Consider the following 16,152-nt stretch of genomic DNA (forward strand, 5'->3'; position numbering starts at 1 on the left):
CGCCCCGATGCAGTAACCCTGTCCTGCGGAGAGCGAGTCGGCGTAGACCATCATCACGTCCGTGTGAACCCGTTCGTCGCTGGGCGTTGCGGCCCAGGAGGGAATGGGAGACGAGCCTGACGGGCATGAAGTCGCTAATGGACGAGGTAACGCTGGATTGGGCAGGGCGCATCGCGGAGGTGGAGCTCCGTGAGTTGCTGCCTCGACGATGGCTGCACAGTCAGGGAGTAGCCGGCAGAGCGGAGGAACTAAGGTGCCTCCTGCGTACGGACGCTGAACTGCTGACCGCGGCCGCCATTCTGCACGATGTGGGATACGCGCCTCGCTTGGCCCTCTCAGAGTTCCATCCGCTCGACGGAGCACGCTTCCTTCGGGACGAACACGGAGCCGATGAGCGGCTGACCCGCCTGGTGGCGAACCATTCGTTCGCGCTTTTGGAAGCCGAGGAACGCGGGTTGAGGGAAGTGCTGGCTACGGAGTTTCCTCTGCCGGACGATCCGCTGCTTGTTGACGCCCTCGTGTACTGCGACATGACGACGACGCCCGACGGTGGCGGGACGACCGCGCGAGAGCGGGTTGCGGAGATCGTCGGCCGCTACGGCGCGGACGGCGTGGTCGGTCGGTTCATCCGGCGGGCGGCGCCGGAGATCTTCTCCTCTGTCGAGAGGATCGAGGCCGCTCTGGCGGCTCAGCCGAGGTAGGGATAGGTGCCGGCGAGGTAGTCGCCGATCTGCTGGCGCATGCTCGGGTGGATGTCGTACTGGTCCAGGTCGGCGGGTTGGACGAAGCGGACGCCGTCGGCCTCGTCGTTGATTGTGGGCTCGCCGCCGACGGGGCGGCCGATGTAGGTGTTCTCGTACTGCTGGCGGATCTCGCCGTCGGTGTAGGCGACGATGTGGTTCGGGTTGGTGTAGATGCCGAGGAAGCCGGTGATCTCCGCGATGATGCCGGTCTCCTCCAGGCACTCGCGGACCGCGCACTGGGCCGCGGTCTCGCCGATGTCCTGGGCTCCGCCGGGGAGTGCCCACTGTCCGGTGTCGCGGCGGCGCTGGAGGAGGATGGCCCCCGTCTCGTCGGCGACGAGCAGGTTACTGGCCGGGATGAGGGTGTTCGCTTTCGGCGCGGCCGGGTCGTTGTAGTACTCAGTCCTGCCCATGGTCGGCGGTCCTCTCCTGGTCGGGCGCCCATGGCCGTGCGGCGGCCCAGACGGCGTCGAAGCTCTGAGCGTAGTTGTCGAACCACCCCATGCCGTCGGCTCTCCTGAGGTGGAGGAGGGGGTTGGCGCTGGCCGGCTGCCCCCAGATGTGGGGATTGACGAGGAGGTCGTCGTCGTAGCGGAACATGGACGTGTAGAGCGTGGTGTCATGCAGACGCACCGCGCACCCAACCTCGCCCAGCAGGGGGCGGTAGTACGTCAGCGAGGCGCGGATCTTGGCGGCGAGTGTGTCGCCGATTCCCTCTTCGCGGCCCCGGACGGCGACCGCCTGTCCGTCGGGGTCACCGAAGCACAGGCGAACCCGGACGCCCTCGGCGGCGCGTTCGGAGAGCATCTTGGCGACGTGCGGGTTGGACTGTGCGAAGAACGTGCCCGAGAAGACGAGGACGCTGATCTCCTGCCGTGCCTCCCGCAGCAGCGAGAGCCATACGTCCCGCGGCACGCTGGCTCGGTTCTGGTAGGTGCCGACCAGTTCGGTGCCTAATCCGTCGCGGGGTGGACCGGGCCGCTTGGAGGGCGTCGGCCAGAGGAAGGTCTCCTCCACGCGCAGATGACCGGCCACGCGAAAGCGATGCCGCGCGTGAGGAACCCGTCCTCCCAGCCACCGGCTCACTGTCTTGGGGTCGACCTCGCAGATCTCCGCGAGCGCATCGGGTGAGACCCCTCGCTGGGCGAGCACGGTATGCAGTCGGTCGTTCACAGAAACCATGCAAGCGGTGCAACGCGTGATCGCGCAAGGACGTTGTGGGACGCTGTCGCGGAATCACGGTGTTGCCGATGGCTGCTTACGCTGGCGTCATGGAGCTCATCGTCCTGTGGGACATCGACCACACCCTCATCGAGAACGCGGGGGTGAGCAAGGAGATCTACGCTGCTGCTTTCTCGGCACTTGCGGGACGCGAGCCGACGGGGCCGGCACGGACCGAGGGGCGTACGGACCGATTGATCATGCGCGACATGTTCGCTCGTGATGGGCTGCCCGTGCCCGACTGGCCCGGCATCGAGGCGGCCCTCGAACGGGCAGGGAGTGAGCGCCGGGACGCTCTGCGTTCGCGCGGATGGGCCTTGCCAGGAGCCCATGAAGCATTGAAGGCCGCCTCAGCACGGAGCGGCTGGGTCTCCTCTGTCCTGACCGGCAACATCGCGGCCAACGCCCGCGTGAAGCTCTCCGCGTTCGGCCTCGACTCCTTGCTGGACCTGCCGGTGGGCGCCTACGGAGCGGACGCCGATCTCCGTCCCGATCTGGTCGCGGTCGCCCGCGAGCGAGTGCGGCGGCTTCGTGGTGTCCGGGTCGACACGCCCATCGTCCTGGTCGGGGACACCCCTCGTGATGTGGAGGCTGCCCTGGCCACGGGGTGCGGGATCGTCGCCGTCGCCTCCGGTCTGCACGATCGCGCGGTACTCGCAGCGGCCGGCGCCGCCGAGGTCCTGCCGGACCTGGCAGACGCCAAGCGCCTTCTAAGCGTCCTGGAGTCGGTCGCAGGTGACGGAAAACGTCCCAGGACGTCCTCGGGCCGTCCCTGAACGCGGTGACGAGGTCCCCGGGCAGACAGCCACGATCGGGTTCCCGAAAGGCAGCCAGCCGAAGGAGCCCAAGTGATCAGGGAAGTCACCGGGATCAGGAAGATCCGGATGCTGTACCTGCAGCTGCTCTACCGCTGCAACTTCACGTGCCTGCACTGCTTCCACGGCAAGCGGCTTCAGTACGCGGACGCCTTCACCGTCGACGAAGCCAGTCGCCTCCTCACTCTGATGCGAGACGAGTACGGCACGGAGGAAGTCACCCTGCTCGGCGGGGAGCCCTTCGTTCATCGGGACCTCCCGCAGGTCGTCCGCCACGCCAAGGAGGAACTGGGCCAGCGCGTCGAGATCTGCACCAACGGGTACCGGATCGAGCGACGCCTGACAGAGATCGCGCCGCACCTGGACCTCCTCAGGGTGTCCCTGGAGGGCGTTGGATCGACCAACGACGGCATCCGCAGGCAGGGCAGCTACCAGAGCGCCCTCGACGCACTGAGCCTGGCACGGGACCTCGGAGTTCCGACCGGTGCGACCATGACCGTGACCTCACGGAACATCGGTGAGGTACTCCCCCTCGCCGGCATCCTGGCCCGACTCGGGGTCCAGCAACTCAAGCTCCACCACCTGCGGCCCGTCGGCAACGCCGCCAACCATCCCGAGCTGCTGGTCACCGGCCCGGGTGCCTACGGCCGGCTACGGGAACAGCTCGCGGCGGCCGACCTGCCCCTGGAGGTGATCGTCGACGAGGACCTCTCCGAGCACGGCGCCCCACAGCTCTGCGCCCCGACCGGCGGGCCCCGCGAGATCGACCGCATCGAGGCCGACCCGCGTGGTGCCCTGACCATGTCCTGCAAGGCCGTGGGCAAGGACTCTCACGCCTTCTGGTACAAGAAGAGCGCTGGCCGCATCGTCCACCAGCCCTCGGCCAGCGACGAGCTCACGCTCGCGGTGCCGGACGTGGTGTACGCCCGTGCCTGACCACCCGCGATTCGAGAGCCTTGAGGGCTTACGGGGCACCGGCAAGTCGACCATCGCCCCGATGCTCGCCGCCGCCCGACAAGCCGTCCTCGTCCCCACCGTGCCCGCCCTGTACCAGCCCCTCAGAGCGGCCGTGGACCAGCGCACCAACGTCGACGCGCGGATGTGCCTCTACCTCTCCGCGCTGTTCACCGCGACCGAGGAAATCCAGAGCCACCTCGACGCCGGCGTCCCCGTAGTCGTCGAGAGCTACTTCGCCCGGTGCCTCGCCACCCACCAGGCCATGGGGGCTCGGCTCGGCGTCACGCTGCCGCGCCGGCTCCCGACACCCGTCACGTACTACCTCGTCTGCGGCGACGACGAACGCCGCCGTCGTCTGGCCGCTCGGGACAAGCCAGCGACGCAGTGGGACGCACTGGTCGAAACCGTCCCGGACCAGGTGATCGACGCCTACGCCTCGTTCCCGATGCGTCGCGTCGACACCACGGGGCGCAGCCCCGAAGAGGTCCTCCGTGTGATCACAGAAACCGACAGGCAAGGAGCGAACTCCCATGCAGACCCAGAGCGTGTGGGAGCACACCCTCACTTTCTTCCCCCAGTTCCTCGGCACACTGCGCGAGCGTGTCGCCCCTGACGCCACCGTCGCGGTCGTCGGCGCGAGCGACGGCAAGTTCGTCCTGCCGTTGGCCGCCGCCGGCTACCACGTGGTCGCCATCGAACGCGACGCGCTCGCCCTGCACGGAGGCGAGGTACGCCTTCCGGGTGACAGCGAGGCCCATGCGATGGGCCTGATCGACCGGCTGAAGCTCGAAGAACTCCACTCCCGTGTCCACGTGGTTGAGGACGACTTCCTCGAGGGCAAGCCCCTGGGCATGCAGTGTGAGGCGATCTGGACGAGCTGCTCGTGGCACTACAGTGCCAACCACCACCGCCCGCTCGCCGAGTTCGTCGACCGCATGCAACGCCTGGTCCGCCCGGGCGGTGTGTTCGGTGCGGAGTTCATGATGCCCGTCGAAAGACGCCACCACATGACCGAGCACTACACCTCTCCCGAGCGCCTGCTCCCTCACTTCATCGGTGACTGGGAAATCCTGCTCACCCTGCGCACGAACGAGTTCACGGAACGGGCCCACGTCGGCCAGCCGAACGACCACACCCACCGCATGGGCCTGCTCATGGCAGCCCGAACGTCCCCCTTCACCGACCACTTCTGAGAGAAGGACACATGAAGCACGAGTACGAGGCGAAGTTCCTGGCCGTCGACGCCACCGGCCTCCAGGCCAAGCTGACCGCCCTCGGAGCCGTCCAGGCGTTCCCCCGCACCCTCCTCACCCGCAAGATCTTCGAGAACGACTCCCTCGACGGAGGGGCCTGGATCCGCCTTCGGGACGAAGGCACCCGGTCGACCCTCACGCTCAAGCAGGTCACCGACGCCACGACGATCGACGGCACCAAGGAGATCGAGACGGAGGTGTCCGACCTGCACGCCATGGCCGACATCCTGCGGCGGGTCGGCCTCACCGAGGTGCGCTACCAGGAGAACTACCGCGAGGAGTGGCGTCTGGGCGGGGTCGCCTTCGACTTCGACACCTGGCCCGACCTCCCCACCTTCCTAGAGATCGAGGGGCCCGACGAGGCATCGGTCCGGCAGGCCGCCGCGCTGCTGGACCTCGACTACTCCGAAGCCCGATTCGGCAGCGTCGACGAGATCTACAAGAGCGAGGTCGGCCGCGACATCCTCGCCGAGCCCACCCTCCTGTTCTCCGACGCCGAGAAGCAGGAGGACGCTTCCTCGGCGGTCCGAAGCAAGTGACCAGGGAAGCGGACAAGCCATGCTCACGGAAGCCGCATTACGGCACAGGGTGATCCCCGGGATAGCCGAGTTCGCACGCGGTGGTCTGCCTGCTCCCGCGGCCACGGACGACGGCAACGAGTGGGTCGACGGGCCCTGCTGGCTCTACTGCGGACAGCGGTGGACTCGAGTCCTGTGGATCGGCCCCGCCCGTGTCGCGGGCGCCCAGGCACCGATGTACGCGTGCGGACCCTGCATCCGAGCGCTTCAGGAGAGGGTCTGGCAGTCTCTCCTCAGCCGGGACGAACCTACTCGCCCTGCGCGGCCGAGTGATGCCCCCGCAGCCGGACCACCCGCCGCCCGGCGCGTCGGCAGGCACCGGAGCCAGCGCAGATTCCTCCGCCGCGGTTAAGCCCCCGCCCTGGTCATGGAAGTGCCTACCGTCCCCCGCGGCATGAGCCCCGTGACCAGGGCGGGTCTCTGGGTATGCCTGCCACTGCTGAAGCGGGTTGCCGTGAGATGCCACGGCCCTTGGCAAGCTTCTGGGGATGGAACCGTCAACTGTTGCGGCGTGTCCACTGCGTGGCCCGAACTGTTCCCTCCTGGATGTCCTGCCTGGGCAGTTGGAGGTCGAAAGCGTCCTCCAAGGCGTGAAAGTACAGCTCGAACTCGCTGGTGAGTTCGGGGTGGTCCAGTTCGGCGCGGCGTATGGCCTGGTTGAGAAAGTCGAGCTGACCGCCTCGGAAGTAGGGGGTGCAGCCTCGGTCGTACCAGATCAGCTCCAGGACGCCCCAGTCGTCGTCGATACGGTGGCCGTCGCGTATGTAGTCGAAGGTGTAGATGGCCTTCGCGGAGGTGGCGTTCAGGTGTACCGCCTCGGTGACACCGAGTCGGGCGAGGGCCTCAAGGTCGGGCCCGTAGCCGGGTGTCTCGTGGTACATCATGAACGCCCAGTCGCCGGCCTGCCCGTAGCAGCAGGTTTCCCAGACGATGTCCCAGTAGTCGAAGGTCCCGCCGTCCATGCTACGTAGATCCGCAAGGCGGGTCCCGGCGGCGATCTGTGCGGGGTCGGCGCCGTGGAGCAGGGCGATCTGTTCGGCGCTGGTGTTCTCGCCGCGGAAGAAGGCAAGGTGGGTATAGGGGTCCTGCTCGCGCCAGCTGCCTGCGATCCAGGCGAGGCGCTCCAGTGGATCGCGTCCGCATGTGGCGGAGGGCTGCGAACCGTCCATGCCGCCGTTGCGGAATCGGCTGCCCCAGGCGGGGTTGATTCGGTCCAGCAGCTCGGCCTGCCCGGAGACGAGATTGGCCACTGGGCCGCGGCCCGGGGACCGTGCTGCGATGTGCTCGGCGAGCTTGCGGATCGCGTCCTCGGCGGCGAAGTACAGCACCTGATCCAGATCCTGAGTGGCGAAGACCTCCCGGTAGGGGCCGATGTGGCCGCGCACCGTGCCGTCGTCGTCCAGGACCAGGAAGAGACGACCGTGCGACTCACCCATGTGCTGCTCGTACTGGTCGGGTGAGGTGCCGATGGGCGGGAGCATCGCGTCGTCGAGCACGTCAGAGTCCGCGGACACGTGGTGCCAGGCCCGCTTGAGTGTGTACGCCGAAAGCTGCATGGGCGTCAGTATGCGACCGGACACTGACATGGCTGGTTGATGTGCGACGACTCGGCTGGATGGCAAAGAGCAGCGCCGCCTGGGGTCGGTGTCGAACGCGCCGCGGTTGGATGTCAGGGCGACCGGCTTCGGTTGTCCAAGGACAGTTCGCCGGGGGCAGACAACAAAGATCGGCCAATGACTGGCCAGTCCGGCACGGGCATGTCAACGTGGACGACCTGTTTGTAAAGCACCAGGTCAAAGAGGTGATTCCCGGTGACTGAGCCGTCCACCAGGCTCGGCTTTTCCAGCACCGTCGAAGCCCTGCGGCTGCGTGATTGGCTGCTCGGGCCGGGCCAGGCCACGCTCGTGACGGATCAGTTCTCCGCCGACGACTTCCACGTTGTGGTGGACGACCGCGCGGATGTACACGTCAATTCGAGGGATGGTCGCTTCTACCTGGGTTGGTTCCCCCTCGGGCGCCCTGGCACCGAGGGCGAGGGATGGAAGATCGCCGTCACTGGTACGGCCACGGTGCGTGGCTACCAGATGTCCTTCGATACCGAGACGCCGGCCGATGTCGTTGCCGCCGCAGTAGCTCGCGTGCTGGAAACCTCCCGGCAGTTGTGACATCCCGAAACTCGGGTCGGAGTCTCTCGGAGGACCTGTGTCCTGCCTGGTGAAGGCGAGGCACGGGCACGCGGCCTGGCCACCTGCCCCAGATACTGCCGCACGGCTGGCGCGGTCCCCGTTCGCGTGCCGCTGGCGGCATCAACACTCCCAAGTCTTTGGAGGCGTACCTGCATTCCGACGTCCCGTTCGACCCGTCTGTCCAAGGCGGAGCCCCTTCCTCGTACTGGGTCGGCCCCCGGCACCTGGCCGGTGACGACGGCCGCTTGTACGACGTCGTCGCCGACACACTCGCCGGCCTCGGCTGGACGAGCCTGGTGATCGTCCGCGGACGGCAGGAGCCGGACGAGGCGCCGGAGGACCGTCAGGTCCTGCGAAGCACCGTCTTGCACATCAGTCCCGACTCCCTGCGGTGGGCGCAGTGGGTCTTGCCGGACGAGCCGTTCCACCTGGGTGACCTGCCGATCGCCTGGCAGGTGTCCGCACGTACGGACCTGCGCAGCCCGCTCGCCCAGTGGTCGGCCTACTTCACTCCGGAGGTCCCCGGAGAGGCCCTCGGCGCGTTCCTCACCGCGCTCGACGCCCGTGAACAGCCCACCCTGTCGCTCGGTGGCCCGGAACTGGTCACCGCAGCGGTTGGAGCGCACGGTTGGATGCGTGACGTCGATCAGTTCGGTCAGGGCATGGTGGATCCGACCTTCGCCTCCCACGTCCGCCTCGGTGAGGTGCCGCCCCTCATCCAGGACGGTGACCCGCTGGTGCTGGTGACTGCGGTTGGCGATGCGGTCCCGGTGGGGTGGCAGGCGTGGGCCGAGCCGGTGTTCGGTGCGGGCTACCTGTGGGCAACTTCGTTCGGTGCAGGCGTACCGCACGACCTCGTCGCCGCGTTCGCCGATTCCCTCAGTTCCAGCGCACCGGTCCTGCGCCGGGTACTGCCCGAGAGTACTCGCGACCGGCTCCTGCGAGCTCCAGCGGTCTGAGGTCAACCGACGCGTCGAAGCCGGGCACTCCCGATGGAGGCCCGGCTTCGACGCGTGGTCTGCTCGGGCAGGGCGGAGCCCGCGCGTCACGGGCTCGCGGAGGTCGGCTGCCGGGAAGTCGTACGCATCTGTGTCAGACACCAGGGCCGTCGTGCCGGCCGGCTCTCACCACGTCGGTCACACGTCGGTCTGGGGCCTTCAGGTCAGAAGGTGTAAGGGGCGAACCGCCGGACGGGTTTGACGATGCGGGCGAGGTGGCGATTGAGCTCGGCTCGTTCGTCATCGTTCATCAGATCGACGGCGTTGCCGAGGGTCTTCACTGAAAGCCGCTCCATGAACGGGGCGAGGAAGCGCTCCAGATCTGCAGGTGCATCCATCACCGTGCGCACGTACGCCTGGTATCGCACGGACTGTGACCGCATCTCTTCCAACTCGACAGGATCGGCGTTTTCGGCGCGCTCCCGCTCCTCCTCGCTGAACGGGCGACCGTCGAGGTGATACCACCTCTTGGTCTCGCGCAGACGCTTGTAGTCCGCGTCGCAGAGCAGGACGACGACTTCCGGTCGGGCTTGGGTCGTAGGCATACGAGTGCTCCTCACAGGAGTGGGGTGGGTGGAAACATCAATGGTCCGGAGAAGCGCCGGTTTGCCCAACCGGCGATCACCGGCTATGTTGCGCTGCTTTCCGGTCAGCGGCGGCGGCTGGAATCCTTCACGGGGCTATGCACCAGCGGTGTGCTGGGTGCCGACGACCTTTGGCGCCCAGTGCCTCGGCTGGATGCGCCGGAGCGACTTTCAGGCAGAGCAGGCAGGTGTGCTCTGCGTCGCAGCCGCCAGACGAGGACGTCGCTGACGGAGGTTGCAGTGCCCAGCTCGCGTCGCCGGGCGGCGTCGGTCAGCAGAGCCGCCGGGTCATGACCGGCCCTGCGGGCCTCGTCGAGGGTGGAGGCCAGGGCGGGCCAGCCCGATTCTTCCTGGACCCTGGTGGCCAGGTCCGGCAGCACCTGGTGGAGAAGGTCGGCTTGCCGTTGCCGGACGCGCGGGGCCAGGCGTTGGCCTCGCTGGCGGAGGACGGACATGGGGTGGGCTGCGGCGGCTTGGTAGGCGACGCGGAGGTGTTCACTGGCCTTCCGGGCTGCGTCGGCTTGTTGACTGTGGCGCTTCTTGGCGTGCCAGTTCGACGCGGCAACGGCGAGGAAGAACGCCATGTCGATGAGCATGGCGGTGGTAGCACCGTCCTCCCCCCGACCGAGGGCTGGCCCGCTGTGGACGAGATCGCGGGCCGCTTGGCGCAGGGCGTGGTCGCCCCCGCGTACGGCCTTGACATGGGAGCGGCTGGCCCGCTCGAACGTGAAGGCGGCCTCCCGGAGTTCGGCGCGGGTGCGAGCGGCGGAGGTCTTGGCGAGCGCGTCCAGGATCTCACCCGCCGCGGCGATCTGAGCCGCCGCTGTGCCGTCCTCACCGCGATCGATGATCAACAGGGCCTGCCAGGCGGCCGCAGAGGCCCTGCGCCGCGCGAACGCGGGGCCTGTCACGTCCGGCAGGGCCGGCTGCCCCGGCCGGGCGCCATCCGCGGAGGCGGCAGCCTCCCTGGGCGGGATCCAGCGTTCACGGATGCGGGGCAGGGATAGATCGGGTGCGAGAGTGGAGCCCGCGTAGAACACCGGCTCCCTGTCACCATTGCGGTCATGGGGCAGCGCGACCTTGTAGCCGAGCAGGTCGCCCGAGGGCGCGATGCGCTTGCGGATCAGCAGTCCGGCGGCGGCCAGCCGGTCGAAGAACTCTTCATCGCCCGCAGCGCCGGCCACGGCGCGCCGTACGTTCTCCCGCAGCTCGTCGCGTGCCGGACGGTCCCGCCCCTCGCGTTCGGCCTTGTGCCGCTCGGCGCTGGTGGCCCGCTTGGCAGCGGTGCCGTCCCCGGGCGCGACCTGGTGCAGGCCGAGTTCCTTCTCGACCAGGCGGCACTCGGCTTGGGCGCGTTTACCTGAGCGGTGGTGGCTGGGGCGGAGGCCGTCTTCGCGGACCAGGGTGGCGATGATGTGGATGTGGTCGTCGGCGTGCCGGACAGCTGCCCAGCGGCAGCCGGCACCGTCGCCGGGGTCAATGCCGGTGGCGGCGACCACACGGCGGGCGATGTCGCCCCACTGCTCGTCGGACAGCAGCGGGTCGTCCGGGGCAGCGCGTACCGAACAGTGCCAGACGTGCTTGTCGGGCCGCTGGCCTGCGTCGAGCAGGGACAGGGGCTGGTCGAGGAGGTGCTGAAGGTCCCTCTTCGTGACGGACGCGTCGCGGCCGGGGTCGGGGGCCATGCCGTCGAAGGAGGCGGCCAGGTGCGGGTCGACGTGCTCCTCGCGGGTGCCCTTGCCGTACAGGTAGTGAAGAAGCCCGAGGGTGTTGCTGCCCTGCTGGTGGATCCGGGGAATCAAGCCGCCTGTACCTCCTGCCCGCCGGTGATCCTGTCGGCTGCCCGTTGGACGGCCCGTGCGGCGTCCTGCAGGTTGGTCAGGGCGGCGGCGAAGTGAGGTGCCTCGGCACCGGAGTTGAGTGCCTTGGCCACCTGGTTGACGTTGCTGCCCGCCCAGCCGAGCTGACGGCGCACACCGAACAGGGCAGTCAGGACGTCCCGCTCGGTGGCGATGACTGCCGCGGTGCGGGACTGGTCGCGGGCAGCGGCCAGGGCGGAGTGAGCCAGGAACCCGGCCACGCTCATGCCGACGTGGTCGGCGCCGGACTGGATGATGGCGAGTTCCTGGTCGTTTAGGCGGACGCTGTGGGCAGGACGCTGCTTCTTGTCACGCCGACGCGACTTACCTCTTCTGGCCGTTTCCTTCGGGCTGACCTTGCCTGGTTGCGGTCCGCCCTCGGTCGCAGCCTTCCCGCCCGGAGCCCCCTGGCGCCGGACGGGACCCGCAGCCTCCGGCGCGGGGTCGGGTTCGGGCGCTTCCCCTGCGGGGGAGTGTCCGGACCTCCAACTTGCTCCCGACGGGGCGGGGGCGGTCGGCAGGGATTCCTCGCGGGACGTGGGGTCATCGTGGTGCGGGGTGTGCATGGGGCCCTTCGGTCGGGGTCTGGTTGGGAGTGCTGGTGCTGCGGGGATCAGCGGGACGGAGCACCGGCTGCTGCTTTGAGCTGGGCCTTGAACTCGCGGACGACTCGTCCGACGCCGTCGCTGGAGACGGTGTAGCCGACGGTGCGCAGGGCGTCTTCGACCCGGTCGCGGCCGACGCTGCCGGTCTCCTCGTAGATGCGGCGAGCGTGTTTGAGGATGACCTCGTCAGAGGCGCGGGCTTTGCTGGCGTCGCCGTTCTTCCGGGCAGCCGCCTTCCGATCACGCTTGCCCGACACGCTGCCCGCGCTGGTGCCCGTGAGCGCCGGGCTGTCTTCGGCTTCTGCCCGTGTGGGCAGCCCGGGCACCGGGCGGGCAGCCGGAGGCATCTCCTCGTCACCCGGATCTGATGGGTGCTGGCGGGCAGCGTCCTCTGCCCGCGGCAGGGCTTCCGGGCGGCCGGAGCGCGGGCGGCTGTGCCCGGACTCACGGGCGGGGGACGAGGCCGGAATCTGCCAGCGCGGCGGCAGCGTGATGGAGGCGAGGCCGAGAGCCTGCTTGCGGGTGGCGAGCTTGCGCAGCAGTAGCTCGTCCTGGCGCGGATCCCCGTCGACGCCGGCCCGCTCCAGCGCCTCGTGCAGGCGTTCCGTCAGACGCCGCTCCCGCCGCTTTCCGCGCTGTCGGTCGGTCATCGACTCGGCGCGCAGGATCAGGGCGACGGCTTCGCTCAGCGCGCGCTCGCGGATGAGCCGGGCGGCATCGGCGTCCTGGTCGGCGATGCCGAGCCGGGCCAGGAGGCGTTCGCGTGCCTGACGGACGAGGACGGCAGCCAGGCCGCGTGAGGCGGCGTCGGGGGCGCGGTGGCGCAGCTCGATGCCCATGGCTAGGTGCCACAGCATCGCGGCCATGACCGGGCCGACGAAGGCCCGCACGGTGCCGCCGACCAGCCCGGACTCGGCGTAGGCGGGCAGAACCTGTACTGCGGTGATGACCCAGGTGAGGGTACCGGGCAGGCCGGGAGCCTGCTTCGGGCCGTTGAGGTTCTGCCGGGCCATCAGGGCGGTGGCGAACAGGGCCAGCTCGGCGGCGGCGAACATCGCGACGCGCTCGGCAGTGCCGCCCATGTCGAGGTAGTCGGCGGCGAACCGCCAGCTGGTGTCCGCGCTGTACGCGGTGCAGCCGAGGGCGGCCACGGCCGCGACCGGCACTGCGACAGTCCCGCGCCAGCGATTGGTCTGATGCTGCCGGCGGCGCTGCTGGCGGATCAGCCACCCGGCGAGCAGGACGAGCAGCACGGGCGGGATGAGGAGCGCCACGGTCATCACCGGGGAGGTGGCCCAGTCGGGGAGGAGCGGCGGGCCGCTGATCCGTATGGCGAGGGGGACGGGGCTGTGAGGAGGCAGGAGAGGGCTCCAAGGCGTCGAGGATTGAGGGCGAAGGGCGAAGGGCGAATCGACGGAGCGCTGAGCAACCGCCTATGCGAGAGGCTGGCGCGGGTAGGGCTGGTGTCAGCGCGGGTGACGCGGCGGGCCCGGCCAAGAGAGGGCGCTGAGGCGGCCAGTCAGGCGGCGGGGACTGTGCGGCGTCGTCGGTCGGGGCCGTCGAGGATGACGCGCTCCGTCATCTCGGCGAGGCGGGAGGCGACGCGGTCACCGAGGGTGACGCGCAGCTGCTCCATAGGAAGGTTGGTGGTGACGAGGGTGGGGAGCATGTGCTCGTACCGGTGGTTGATGAGCCGGTAGGTCAGCTCCTCGGTCCATTCGCTGGTCTTGGCCGCGCCGAGGTCGTCCAGGAACAGCAGCGGGCAGCGCGCCAGGGTCTGCAGGTCACGCTCGGCGTCGTGGCCGGCGCGGGGGCGCAGACGCGCGTGGAAGTCGGCGGTGGTGGTCGCTTCCCAGCGCAGACGGACCCCTTGGGCGAGCAGGGTTCGGATGGCGCCGTACGCCTGGTACGTCTTGCCGGTGCCTGTGGGGCCGGCGATCAGCAGCGACGGGCCTTCGGCGATGCCCGGCCCGCCGGGGCCGGGGCGTCCGGCGCGGGCGATCTCGTCGGCCCAGGCGGTGACCTTCGGGTGGTCGGCCAGGGCTCGGCGGTAGCGGGCGGGGATCCTGGCGTCGGCGAGTTCCAGCGCGGTGACGGGCTCGGCGTGCCCTTCCTCGACGGCGGCGGTGGCGAGGTCGATGCCGCGACTGGCAAGGATGCCGTTGAGCCGGTCGGCCAGCGGGCCGACCCGGTGGGGCTCGCGGGTGAGGGTGGCGGTCAGAGGTCACCTCCGTAGGCGGCTTCGACATCGGCGGGGTTTGTCCACGCCCTGTGGACAACCAGCGCGGTGGGGGCCGCGTTCATGGCCTCGTGCACGAGGCTCGGCAGAGTGCTGGGATGCAGGCCCTTGGCGCGGTGCCGTTCCAGGCCGGCCCGGATGTGGGCGGGGGCGATGCCCTCGCCGAGCAGCTTGCGCACCTCACGAGCGAGATGGCTCAGGACGTCCTTGGGCGGACGGTGTGTGCAAGCGGCGGCGTACTCGGCGATGAGCTCGTTGGCCGAGACGGCGTGGGGTGCGGGGGCGCTCGCGCCCCCCGAAGGGGTATTTCCTAGATCCATGATCCTAGGTCCTAGATCCGGATGCTGAGGCGTCACCGCTCCCTCACTGAGCCCTCCTCGCTGCCTCACGGAGGGCTCACTGAAATTGCTCTGACCTGCTATTTCTTCATCGGTGACCGGATTCACCGCAGGCTCGCGTATTCGCCCGGAGCCCTCACGGAGGGCTCCGTGAGGCTGCGGTGCGGGCTCCGTGACGCCCACTCCCGCAGCCGACGCATCGACGCTAGGCGCGGTGCGAGCCTGCGTGTCGTGGTGCGTGCAGGCTGGAAGACGGCTCGCGCTGGGGCGATTGATCTTCTGATGCTGCCGCCAGGTGACGATGTGCAGGTAGCGCTTGTCGCCCGGACCCTTGTAGCGGCATATCAGCCCCGCGTCGGCGAGCTGGGCGAGGTCGTGCTCGACAGCGCCAGGCGTATGTTCCGGGCGCAGGACCCACAACTGCCCGGCGATGATCGCGGCGTGGTCGCGGTGGCGCCCCTGATCGTCAGCCTGGGTGAGCAGGCCGAAGAAGGTGCGCTCTGCGGTCAACGAGACGGCGGCCAGAGACTCGGAGACGAAGGCTTCCGGCTTGATGGTGCGGATTCGTGCCAAGAGGGGCGGTCCTCACTCGGTGGCCGGTGGACTGGGTCCCACCGTTCACCGTCGGTCGGGGGCGGGTCGGGCGTGAAGCGCCCTGGAATGCCTGGCCGTTGACGCGGGAGCGTTGATGGCCGCTCGCGCTTTCCGGGGTGTCGTCAACATAGCCACACCCAGGTCACGCAAGTCCAGCCCTATCCGGCGCAATCTCTCACGGCAGAAACGCCGCTGGAAATCGCGTCGGCGAGGGCGGTGCGAAAAAGGTAGGGCACGATCGGCGGTTGACCAAATAGTTGCCCCGCATCCCAAGCCAGAAGGGTCACATCGGCAAGCCGTTGACGTCCTGCGAGCGACGAAGCTACAACACAACACCCCACGTCAGAGAGGCTCTCTGGTGTCGGGGCCCGTTCGGGGGTCCGACCTAGCGCAGCACCCCGACCACCGCGCTCACCGATTGAGCGCGGCGCAACATAGCCGACGATCGCCGGTTAACCAAACCGGCGAATGCGCGCTACAACTGGAGTCATGGCAGCACGATCGCTGGAAATAGGGCCCGCAGGAATGCTGGCGGCTCGCACCATCGAAATTCTTCGCGCGGAACGCGACCTTGGGAAGTGCCAACTCGCCGCACGGTATACCGATTTGGGGCGTCCTATGTCCAACACGATGCTGTCCCGCATCGAACTCGCCAAGCGGCGATGCGATATCGACGACCTCGTCGCCATCGCCGCAGCCCTGCAGGTGTCACCCGCTGCCCTCCTCAGGGGCCGGGTGCCGCCTGAGCCGCCCACGCAGCCCTCCCCAACCTCCCGACCAGGAGCCGCCCTCTTGCACCGATCCACGCCCGCGCCCGTGCCCCACAGGCCGTCTGACGCCCCTCCGCCCCGCCTCTACCGCCCTGAGGAGATCGCCGACACCCTCGGCTGCTCGGCCTGGTGGGTCAAGGACCGCGCGCGACGGCGCCTGATACCGCATATCCGGGTCAGCCGCGCCTACCGCTTCACCGCCGAGCACCTCGCCGAGATCATCCACCTCTACGAGGAGCGGCCGGCCCAGCCTGCGCAGGCAGTCGCATGGGTGACCGAGCCGCTCTCCGAGCCCGGTGCGCAGACCGGCTCCGGGCAACCTCGCCGCCCTGTCGTTGCGCCGGCGACTCGTCTGCGGGCCCGCCCGCCGCGTCGACAGCAGCAATACGGCACTGTCGCGTGACCCGATCGA

The 16,152-nt window shown here is 69.0% G+C and carries 18 protein-coding genes and 1 pseudogene; 10 read left to right on the forward strand and 9 right to left on the reverse strand.

The features are described 5' to 3' along the window. Positions 1 to 137: 137 nt before the first annotated feature. On the forward strand, positions 138 to 701 hold the full coding sequence (locus HZS56_RS07470; protein ID WP_216719893.1) for an HD domain-containing protein: 564 nt from the start codon (positions 138 to 140) through the stop codon (positions 699 to 701). On the opposite strand, the gene HZS56_RS07475 is transcribed toward HZS56_RS07470, so the two are convergent. Both HZS56_RS07475 and HZS56_RS07480 read right to left on the reverse strand, forming a co-directional pair. Beyond that, positions 689 to 1,156, reverse strand: a complete 468-nt coding sequence (locus HZS56_RS07475) for an NUDIX hydrolase (protein WP_216719894.1) — start codon at positions 1,154 to 1,156, stop codon at positions 689 to 691. The two genes, HZS56_RS07470 and HZS56_RS07475, sit on opposite strands and share 13 nt — an antisense overlap. Beyond that, a complete protein-coding gene (locus tag HZS56_RS07480; RefSeq protein ID WP_216719895.1) occupies positions 1,143 to 1,916 on the reverse strand; it encodes a DUF5919 domain-containing protein in 774 nt (257 codons plus the stop codon). Before HZS56_RS07480 ends, HZS56_RS07475 begins: the two co-directional genes overlap by 14 nt. A gap of 98 nt (positions 1,917 to 2,014) precedes the next feature. Between HZS56_RS07480 and HZS56_RS07485 the strand changes: the two genes are divergently transcribed. The 5 genes from HZS56_RS07485 to HZS56_RS07505 all read left to right on the forward strand — a co-directional run bounded on the left by HZS56_RS07485 (position 2,015) and on the right by HZS56_RS07505 (position 5,528). Next, on the forward strand, positions 2,015 to 2,740 hold the full coding sequence (locus HZS56_RS07485; RefSeq protein ID WP_216719896.1) for an HAD family hydrolase: 726 nt from the start codon (positions 2,015 to 2,017) through the stop codon (positions 2,738 to 2,740). Between the two features lie 72 nt (positions 2,741 to 2,812). Continuing rightward, a complete protein-coding gene (locus HZS56_RS07490) occupies positions 2,813 to 3,715 on the forward strand; it encodes a radical SAM protein (protein ID WP_216719897.1) in 903 nt (300 codons plus the stop codon). Between the two features lie 61 nt (positions 3,716 to 3,776). Next, on the forward strand, positions 3,777 to 4,349 hold the full coding sequence (locus HZS56_RS07495; RefSeq protein WP_216719898.1) for a hypothetical protein: 573 nt from the start codon (positions 3,777 to 3,779) through the stop codon (positions 4,347 to 4,349). Beyond that, the gene (locus HZS56_RS07500; protein WP_216719899.1) at positions 4,267 to 4,929 is read left to right on the forward strand and encodes a class I SAM-dependent methyltransferase; all 663 of its coding nucleotides are present in this window, start codon (positions 4,267 to 4,269) and stop codon (positions 4,927 to 4,929) included. The genes HZS56_RS07495 and HZS56_RS07500 overlap by 83 nt, the downstream gene beginning before the upstream one ends. A gap of 11 nt (positions 4,930 to 4,940) precedes the next feature. Beyond that, entirely contained in the window at positions 4,941 to 5,528 is a 588-nt protein-coding gene (locus HZS56_RS07505) for a class IV adenylate cyclase (protein ID WP_216719900.1), read from the forward strand. A gap of 536 nt (positions 5,529 to 6,064) precedes the next feature. Here HZS56_RS07505 and HZS56_RS07510 read toward each other — a convergent pair. Continuing rightward, positions 6,065 to 7,123 carry a hypothetical protein gene (locus HZS56_RS07510; protein ID WP_216719901.1) on the reverse strand — a complete coding sequence of 353 codons (1,059 nt, stop codon included), beginning with the start codon at positions 7,121 to 7,123 and terminating at the stop codon, positions 6,065 to 6,067. Positions 7,124 to 7,378: 255 nt separating this feature from the next. Between HZS56_RS07510 and HZS56_RS07515 the strand changes: the two genes are divergently transcribed. Both HZS56_RS07515 and HZS56_RS07520 read left to right on the forward strand, forming a co-directional pair. Continuing rightward, positions 7,379 to 7,732: an SPDY domain-containing protein gene (locus HZS56_RS07515; RefSeq protein ID WP_216719902.1), complete on the forward strand. Its 354-nt coding sequence runs from the start codon at positions 7,379 to 7,381 to the stop codon at positions 7,730 to 7,732. A 158-nt stretch (positions 7,733 to 7,890) separates the two neighbouring features. Further along, positions 7,891 to 8,712 carry an SPDY domain-containing protein gene (locus tag HZS56_RS07520; protein WP_216719903.1) on the forward strand — a complete coding sequence of 274 codons (822 nt, stop codon included), beginning with the start codon at positions 7,891 to 7,893 and terminating at the stop codon, positions 8,710 to 8,712. Between the two features lie 203 nt (positions 8,713 to 8,915). On the opposite strand, the gene HZS56_RS07525 is transcribed toward HZS56_RS07520, so the two are convergent. The 6 genes from HZS56_RS07525 to HZS56_RS07550 form a co-directional block, all read right to left on the reverse strand. Continuing rightward, a complete protein-coding gene (locus tag HZS56_RS07525; protein WP_216719904.1) occupies positions 8,916 to 9,296 on the reverse strand; it encodes a hypothetical protein in 381 nt (126 codons plus the stop codon). Positions 9,297 to 9,400: 104 nt separating this feature from the next. Further along, positions 9,401 to 11,137 carry a relaxase/mobilization nuclease domain-containing protein gene (locus tag HZS56_RS07530; RefSeq protein ID WP_216719905.1) on the reverse strand — a complete coding sequence of 579 codons (1,737 nt, stop codon included), beginning with the start codon at positions 11,135 to 11,137 and terminating at the stop codon, positions 9,401 to 9,403. After that, positions 11,134 to 11,421 (reverse strand): plasmid mobilization relaxosome protein MobC, encoded by a 288-nt coding sequence (gene mobC / locus HZS56_RS39195; RefSeq protein WP_030404903.1) that lies wholly within the window; start codon positions 11,419 to 11,421, stop codon positions 11,134 to 11,136. The genes HZS56_RS07530 and mobC overlap by 4 nt, the downstream gene beginning before the upstream one ends. Before the next feature lie 386 nt (positions 11,422 to 11,807). Next, positions 11,808 to 13,079 (reverse strand): hypothetical protein, encoded by a 1,272-nt coding sequence (locus tag HZS56_RS07540; RefSeq protein ID WP_216719907.1) that lies wholly within the window; start codon positions 13,077 to 13,079, stop codon positions 11,808 to 11,810. 239 nt (positions 13,080 to 13,318) lie between these two features. Next, complete coding sequence (locus HZS56_RS07545) at positions 13,319 to 14,020, reverse strand: ATP-binding protein (protein ID WP_216719944.1); 702 nt, start codon at positions 14,018 to 14,020, stop codon at positions 13,319 to 13,321. Then, positions 14,017 to 14,949 (reverse strand): hypothetical protein, encoded by a 933-nt coding sequence (locus HZS56_RS07550; RefSeq protein WP_216719908.1) that lies wholly within the window; start codon positions 14,947 to 14,949, stop codon positions 14,017 to 14,019. Before HZS56_RS07550 ends, HZS56_RS07545 begins: the two co-directional genes overlap by 4 nt. Before the next feature lie 510 nt (positions 14,950 to 15,459). On the opposite strand from HZS56_RS07550, the pseudogene HZS56_RS07555 reads away from it, so the two are divergent. Then, positions 15,460 to 15,702: pseudogene (locus tag HZS56_RS07555) on the forward strand (helix-turn-helix domain-containing protein); the annotation flags it as partial. Between the two features lie 60 nt (positions 15,703 to 15,762). Beyond that, the gene (locus HZS56_RS07560) at positions 15,763 to 16,143 is read left to right on the forward strand and encodes a helix-turn-helix domain-containing protein (RefSeq protein WP_216719945.1); all 381 of its coding nucleotides are present in this window, start codon (positions 15,763 to 15,765) and stop codon (positions 16,141 to 16,143) included. The last annotated feature ends 9 nt before the right edge of the window (positions 16,144 to 16,152 follow it).

Source organism: Streptomyces mayonensis (genome assembly GCF_018982965.1).
Lineage (GTDB): Bacteria > Actinomycetota > Actinomycetes > Streptomycetales > Streptomycetaceae > Streptomyces > Streptomyces mayonensis.

Coding starts and splice junctions, on each gene's coding strand:
- HZS56_RS07470 (WP_216719893.1), top strand. CDS start 138: ATGGACGAGGTAACGCTGGATTGGGCAGGGCGCATCGCGGAGGTGGAG.
- HZS56_RS07475 (WP_216719894.1), bottom strand. CDS start 1,156: ATGGGCAGGACTGAGTACTACAACGACCCGGCCGCGCCGAAAGCGAAC.
- HZS56_RS07485 (WP_216719896.1), top strand. CDS start 2,015: ATGGAGCTCATCGTCCTGTGGGACATCGACCACACCCTCATCGAGAAC.
- HZS56_RS07495 (WP_216719898.1), top strand. CDS start 3,777: ATGCTCGCCGCCGCCCGACAAGCCGTCCTCGTCCCCACCGTGCCCGCC.
- HZS56_RS07500 (WP_216719899.1), top strand. CDS start 4,267: ATGCAGACCCAGAGCGTGTGGGAGCACACCCTCACTTTCTTCCCCCAG.
- HZS56_RS07505 (WP_216719900.1), top strand. CDS start 4,941: ATGAAGCACGAGTACGAGGCGAAGTTCCTGGCCGTCGACGCCACCGGC.
- HZS56_RS07510 (WP_216719901.1), bottom strand. CDS start 7,123: ATGCAGCTTTCGGCGTACACACTCAAGCGGGCCTGGCACCACGTGTCC.
- HZS56_RS07525 (WP_216719904.1), bottom strand. CDS start 9,296: ATGCCTACGACCCAAGCCCGACCGGAAGTCGTCGTCCTGCTCTGCGAC.
- mobC (WP_030404903.1), bottom strand. CDS start 11,421: ATGAGCGTGGCCGGGTTCCTGGCTCACTCCGCCCTGGCCGCTGCCCGC.
- HZS56_RS07540 (WP_216719907.1), bottom strand. CDS start 13,079: ATGACCGTGGCGCTCCTCATCCCGCCCGTGCTGCTCGTCCTGCTCGCC.